Consider the following 6,610-nt stretch of genomic DNA (forward strand, 5'->3'; position numbering starts at 1 on the left):
AGCCTAATGAGCTAGCAACAGAGTTGTGGGACCTCATTAGGTAAAACTAAGTGCAAATCTGCTAGTCTAGAGCCTAAATATTTATCTTATAAGCTTGAGTACCTGAGAAAATGGAACTAGATCGTTTCGATAAGCATATTTTAGAAATTTTAAGCAATGAAGATGTGAACCTCAATGAACTTTCTGAGCGTGTGAATATGTCGGTCAGTTCGGTACATCGTCGTATTAAAAGTCTGATTGACCAAAACATTATTTCAGGTTTAAAGCGTGAAATTAATTATCAGAAATTAGGCTTTAGTTTACACGTACTGTTGCAGGTGTCTTTAAGCAAGCACGATACTGACATTTTTGCTAAATTTTTAGATGAATTGGAAAGTATTCCTGAAGTGATTCGTGCATTTTTAGTGACAGGGCAGACTGCAGATTTTATTGTAGAAGTGGTGGCGCGAGATATGGAAAATTACAGTGAAATTTTATTAAAAAAAATTGGTAAAATTGAGCATGTCGCAGGCTTACATTCTAGTTTTGTGATTAAAGAATATGATGTTTTAAACTGTCATGGCTTATTAAATAAAGTTTGATTTCACATAAAAACTTAGGCATAAAAAACGCACATATATGTGCGTTTTTTTATGCAGTGGTTCAATATTATTAATACTTAAGCATCTAATTGAGCCAAAACTTCATCAGAGAATTCTACGTTGGTATATACGTTTTGAACGTCATCCAAATCTTCAAGCATATCTATCATTTTCATGATTTTTTTCGCTTGGTCGATATCGGTAATATCTGCTTTGGTTGATGGGCTCATCACCACTTCTGCATTATCTGACTTTAAACCTGCCGCAGTTAATGCATCTTGAACTTCACCAAACGCTTCAGGGGTGGTAATAACCAAAATACCATCTTCAGACACTTCAATATCTTCTGCACCAGCTTCTAAAGCCACTTCCATGACTTGGTCTTCTAAAGATGCATCTTCAAATGAAATTTCGCCACGTTTTGTGAACAAGAAGGCCACTGAACCATTGGTTCCTAAGTTACCATCAGTTTTAGAAAAACAGTGACGTACATCTGGCACAGTACGGTTCAAGTTATCAGTCATGGTTTCAACGATAACCGCAACACCACCAACGCCATAGCCTTCATAAGTGACCTCTTTTAAGTCATCGTTATCTTCACCACCAGCACCACGTTGAATAGCACGGTTAATTACGTCACGTGTCATGTTTACAGACAGCGCTTTTTCTACGACTGCACGTAGACGAGGGTTGCTTGCAGCATCAGCGCCGCCAAGCTTTGCTGCTGTTGTTAATTCACGAATAAATTTGGTAAACAACTTACCACGACTCGCATCTTGTTTGGCTTTACGATGCTTAATGTTGGCCCACTTGGAATGACCCGCCATGCGAAATTGCTCCTTACAGATTGGCAGTATGCCTATCAAAATTGCGCTCATTCTACCATAAGCCCTTTTTTTAGATAAAGAGTAGGGCTTTAGGTTTTTTAAGCGTTTGTTTGAGCGTTTTTAGGCTCAGGAATGACAATATCCAAGCTGACATGTTCTTTGTAAAGACGTTGGATGAGCGCCATATCGTGATCTAGTTCTGTCGGATAGATTTTACCAAAAATCCCGCCTTGTTTGGTTTGTGAATTGGCATACATTAAAACAATAGGCACTTGAGCCGCTTTGGCGATATGCCAGAAACCTGTACGGATCGGTTTACGTGTTTCGCCTGTTTTGGCGCGAGTCGCTTCGGGGGCAATGACCAGATTGAAATGCTCATTTTGCTCGAACAATTCCACCATTTGCGACACGATATCTTTACTAGATTTACGGTCAACTGGAATACCACCTATTTTTTCTAAAATGGGTTTAAGTGGCCCTTTAAATAGTTCTTTTTTTATTAAAGTATGAATTTTGATGTCATAGATTTGAAAAAGTGCGAGGGAGAGCACAGCATCCATCATAGAGGTGTGTTCAAAACCAACAATCACCTGTTTGTTTTCGAGGACGTTGGGTTCAACCTGATATTGCCAGCCTGCAAGTTTGAATGCAGATTCGCCTAAAAATTTTTTCAACATAGATGTAACAGCAGATGAATTTGGAAATGCATAATTTCTGCTTGTTTCCTATAAGAGTCAACAGGAATATTGTGTGAAATATCCTGATATCAGACCATGTGAATATTTATAGCCTTTAACTTTTATTGGTTTTTGCTCTAAGTGTTTTAATTTTAATATTAAAAAGATATGAACTGAGCCAAATTAAGTCTTAAATTGAGCAAAAATGCACTATTCAATTAATTTATAAGGCATTAGACTTTGGTCGTAATAAATGATGATTTTATTCACCATTTCACTTGTCTATAGACCATGGAAGGATAATAAAGTGACTTATTTTACGACTTTTCTTGTTGCATTGATTGTGTTGCTTTTAGTTTTGCTTTGGTCAATGTTTGAGTTGTTTTTAGAATTGCGCAAAGAAAAGCGCTTGAAGTTACACCGCGCGATGTTTAGTAAAGTGAAGGTGTAATATTTAGTTGAATATATTGAATTCACTTCTCCATTTCGCTATTTGCTGACTATCTATACAGCTATTTTTGAAAGTGCTTGTATTTTAGAAAATTCTTCGCTAGTATTCTTTGCGCTTAAACTTGTTGAAAAACAACTAATTTAGCAATCTAGGGCCTATAGCTCAGTCGGTTAGAGCAGCGGACTCATAATCCGTTGGTCGACAGTTCAAGTCTGTCTGGGCCCACCATATTTTATAATCATATGCACTCATATGAAATCTAAACCCTTAATTCTTAACGGATTAAGGGTTTTTTTATACTTAAAATAATCTTATATACACTCATACAGGAACTGCTCGTTTGTATCCTTGTTTGTATCCTAAATTTAAAATATAACTCAGGATACAAAGTTTAAATAAATGGTAGGTAAACAAAGAGTTATGAGCAGAAATAAACTTTTATCTGATGTGGCGTATGCTGCTTTGAAACCAAAAGATAAAGAATATCGCATGGCAGATATTTCTGGACTTTATATGAAAGTTCAAACTTCAGGTAAGAAGTCATGGCAACTTCGTTTGAAGAATAATGAAGGTAAATGGACATGGGTTGGATTAGGATCTTATCCAGAGGTCTCAGTTAAAATTGCTCGTTCACAAGCTTTAAAATATCAGTCAGGTGAACTTCAAATTGTTACTCGTACAGAACGTTTAAAACAAGCTTTACGTGATGAAAGCGAGCTGTTCGAAAAATTAATGCGAGATTGGATTGATACTAAAAAAAATACTTGGGAACCAGCGACGTTTAAGAAGGAGGTTCAATCTATTGAAAAGCATCTTCTCCCAGTTTTTGGTAAACGTAAATATAAGGATATTACTTCGGGGGAATGGCTTGAATTTTTTCAGACAAAGCAACGTGAAGACAAAATATTTAATCGCATCGAAAAACTCGTATCATATTGTAGAAATGCATATGATCTCGCCGTATTTAAAGACAAAGCAAATTATAACCCGCTTGTAGGTATTACTAAATTCCTTGATAAAGGTGAAGGCGATAATATGAAGCATGTAGGAATCAATGAACTTCCAGAAATGCTTCAGAAAATTAGAGAATATCGATCACCAGAAATAAGCCTAGGGCTTGAGTTATTAATCTTAATGTTCCCACGCCCAGGCGAGTTGAGAAATGCAAAATGGGAACAATTTGATTTTGAAGAACGAGTTTGGATTAGACCAGGTTCAATGATGAAGAGAGGGATTGAGCATGGAATACCCTTATCTTCTCAAGCTTTGACTTTATTAAATACTTTAAAATCAATTTCAAAACGTGAGAGTGAGTATCTGTTTCCAGCACGAGACAGTGTTAATAAGCCAATCTCGAATTTAACATTCAACGCTGCACTAAACCGGTTAGGTTACTTTGGTAAACAAAATCCGCACGGGTTTCGCCATATTGCCTCGACAAAATTGAATGATCATTACAGTGATAGAGAGCAAGTGATAGAGGCTGCATTAGCTCATCTAAAGTCTGGAGTGAAGGGGGCTTATGATAAGGGTGCACACTTAAGGGAGCGGTATGAAGTCATGCAATATTGGGCTGATCATATCGATCAAATTTGTGGTGCTAGAGAGGTCTCTAAGGTCCATGTAAGCTAATTTTTAAGCAGTTTTTTACTATTTTTCCATTTTTTTAACGTACAACAGGCCTTTTTTTTGAAGCATGCTAGTTTTGAAATTATCTATTAATCATTAGGAATAGAGATGATTTCAAATACTGCATTTGACATTGTTGTAAATGGTATCGTATTAAAGCCACTCAGATTAAAAAAGAAAGAAGTATGTGACTATCTGGAATTTTCAGTAGAGCAGTTAAGAAAAGTTTCGATGAATGATGAAAGCTTTCCAAGACCGATCAAAACTGGTAGTACACGACAATCTGGTGTTTATTATGATTTCAACGAAATAACGGTTTGGAAAGAAAAAAATTACGGTAAGTAAGTTTTATGAATTAGGCCCCTTAGGGCCTAATTTTTTTATAGAAAGATGCGAGAAGTATTGTTAATTGGCTAATAAATAAATAAAACTGTTTATTTTCTCATTTTTTTAACCACACACAGAGATATTTTAGAGTTGATGCTAGATTAAATCTTTCAACAGATTCCAATTTAAGCAGGTTTAATAGTATCAATGAGTTCTTGTAAAACGCATACTAAGTCTAATGAGATTTATCAGTTTTTGAATAAGAAAACAGTTTGTAAACTTCTTCGAATTTCGATTAATGAACTTCGAGAGCAAGAACTAAAAGATGATCTTTTCCCACGGGGAATCAAAAGCGGAATGAGCAAGCAATGTGGAGTTAAGTATCGTTATGATGAGATTATTGACTGGCATTTAAAAGAGCTGGCCAGACGTCAATGAAATGTAATGCCGAGACTGTAAATTAAATTGTGTAATTGCCTGAATTTGCTATGTTCATATTCACAACGGAGTCAGGCAACATGATGAGCGAACAAAAACTAAAAGACCTTGCAGCAGAATTTGCTAAAGGAATCAAAACAGAAGACGATCTCAATCAATTCACCCGATTGTTGACTAAACTCACTGTTGAAACGGCTCTCAATGCCGAACTTACCGAACATCTCGGACATGAAAAGAATGCTCGTAAGAACGGTTCAAATGCTCGTAACGGTTATTCCAGTAAGACCGTGCTGAGCGATGATGGTGAGATTGAGATCACCACACCACGAGATCGTGATGGCACATTTGAGCCACAGCTAATTAAAAAGAATCAGACTCGTATCACGCAAATGGATAACCAAATTCTATCCCTTTATGCCAAAGGCATGACTACCCGTGAAATCGTGGCTACTTTCAAAGAAATGTACGGACAGACATTATTCGGCTAGTTGGACAAACAGTTATTGTTCTTTAAGATGATTAATTAATCGCTCATAGTCATTTTTAGAAAGTTTACCAATGTAAGTTAATTTTGTTTTATCAATTGGCAGCTGATATGTCTGTACGGTATCAATCCATTAGTACCCACCATCATCGTTTAAAAATGCTTGAGCAGATTTTGTATTTGATACTTTTACACTTGGGATATTATGGCTAAGTGCTATGAGCTGTGCTGTATTAAAATCATCATCACTTATTTGATTGCTTACAGGGATTCGACCTGTTTTGGCAATTTCAGCCATGACCATACTAAAAACAGATGCAGGGGTTAGCCCAACTTTTTTAATAATGTACTCTGCTGATTCCGAAATAGCCTCATCCACAGAATATTGAACTCTCTTTTTTATTAGCGTAGACATTTAACACCTCTCAATCTTATTAATGCCATTTTATGCCATAAAATGGCACAGGGAAAGTGAGTAGTAAGTGTCCATTCTTAATAAGAATTGGTATCCAAGTAGCTGTTGATTTTGCATTATTGAATTAGAAAGTGAATTTTACATTAAAATTGAGTAAAAAACCGTCAATTGTAGACTAAAATCTACACTGAACTTGAGCCTGACATTTTCTGTTTTATTCGTATATACGAATACAAAAGACTTATGAATAGTGCAATTTTCCGAATAATTACATAGATACTGGTACCAGAAAGTTTAAATCTTTGTTCATTTATTTGTGAGATTTAGTGTCTATTTGAATAAGAATATGCAGGATATAGCTCTATCAGCGTATTACATTTTTTTTGACACGATTTCCTAAGCTACGTAGGATTTTATGCTAAAAAAAATGTAAGGTTTAAAGCGTAGAATTGCAGGCTTTGGAAAGTTGGGCTCTCAGCGTATTACATTTTTTTTGACACGATTTCCTAAGCTACCCCTCAAATTCATGCTAAAAAAAATGTAATAGTGGCTAAGCAGAAAGCCTGATTTAAGAGGATTCGATGCATTGGGATATTACATTTTTTTTGACACGATTTCCTAAGCTACCCCTCAAATTCATGCTAAAAAAAATGTAAGAGTTACTAAGCAGAAAGCCTGATTTGACAGGATTCGATGCATTTGGATATTACATTTTTTTTGACACGATTTCCTAAGCTACCCCTCAAATTCATGCTAAAAAAAATGTAATAGTGGCTAAGCA

At 35.8% G+C, this 6,610-nt stretch carries 7 protein-coding genes, 1 tRNA gene and 1 pseudogene; 6 read left to right on the forward strand and 3 right to left on the reverse strand.

What is annotated here, in order from left to right:
• The first annotated feature begins 110 nt into the window (after positions 1-110).
• Positions 111-581, forward strand: coding sequence for an Lrp/AsnC family transcriptional regulator (locus tag HHA42_RS12825; protein WP_168418614.1), 471 nt, complete (start codon positions 111-113; stop codon positions 579-581).
• Between the two features lie 77 nt (positions 582-658).
• Here HHA42_RS12825 and HHA42_RS12830 read toward each other — a convergent pair whose 3' ends face one another.
• Positions 659-1,408, reverse strand: coding sequence for a YebC/PmpR family DNA-binding transcriptional regulator (locus tag HHA42_RS12830; protein WP_168418613.1), 750 nt, complete (start codon positions 1,406-1,408; stop codon positions 659-661).
• Positions 1,409-1,506: 98 nt separating this feature from the next.
• Positions 1,507-2,085 (reverse strand): 1-acyl-sn-glycerol-3-phosphate acyltransferase, encoded by a 579-nt coding sequence (locus HHA42_RS12835; protein ID WP_168526776.1) that lies wholly within the window; start codon positions 2,083-2,085, stop codon positions 1,507-1,509.
• A gap of 602 nt (positions 2,086-2,687) precedes the next feature.
• On the opposite strand from HHA42_RS12835, the gene HHA42_RS12840 reads away from it, so the two are divergent.
• From HHA42_RS12840 to HHA42_RS12860, 5 genes and pseudogenes are all read left to right on the forward strand, one after another.
• Positions 2,688-2,764: transfer RNA gene (locus tag HHA42_RS12840), tRNA-Ile, on the forward strand.
• A 171-nt stretch (positions 2,765-2,935) separates the two neighbouring features.
• The gene (locus tag HHA42_RS12845; protein ID WP_228153456.1) at positions 2,936-4,168 is read left to right on the forward strand and encodes a tyrosine-type recombinase/integrase; all 1,233 of its coding nucleotides are present in this window, start codon (positions 2,936-2,938) and stop codon (positions 4,166-4,168) included.
• Positions 4,169-4,273: 105 nt separating this feature from the next.
• Positions 4,274-4,510, forward strand: a complete 237-nt coding sequence (locus HHA42_RS12850; RefSeq protein WP_092819298.1) for a hypothetical protein — start codon at positions 4,274-4,276, stop codon at positions 4,508-4,510.
• 189 nt (positions 4,511-4,699) lie between these two features.
• Entirely contained in the window at positions 4,700-4,930 is a 231-nt protein-coding gene (locus HHA42_RS12855) for a hypothetical protein (protein WP_092819299.1), read from the forward strand.
• A gap of 83 nt (positions 4,931-5,013) precedes the next feature.
• Positions 5,014-5,397 (forward strand): annotated as a pseudogene (locus HHA42_RS12860) (transposase); the annotation flags it as partial.
• Positions 5,398-5,547: 150 nt separating this feature from the next.
• Here HHA42_RS12860 and HHA42_RS12865 read toward each other — a convergent pair.
• Positions 5,548-5,829 carry a type II toxin-antitoxin system RelB/DinJ family antitoxin gene (locus HHA42_RS12865; protein ID WP_092819300.1) on the reverse strand — a complete coding sequence of 94 codons (282 nt, stop codon included), beginning with the start codon at positions 5,827-5,829 and terminating at the stop codon, positions 5,548-5,550.
• Between the last annotated feature and the right edge of the window lie 781 nt (positions 5,830-6,610).

It is taken from the genome of Acinetobacter sp. A3 (genome assembly GCF_012371415.1).
GTDB lineage: Bacteria > Pseudomonadota > Gammaproteobacteria > Pseudomonadales > Moraxellaceae > Acinetobacter.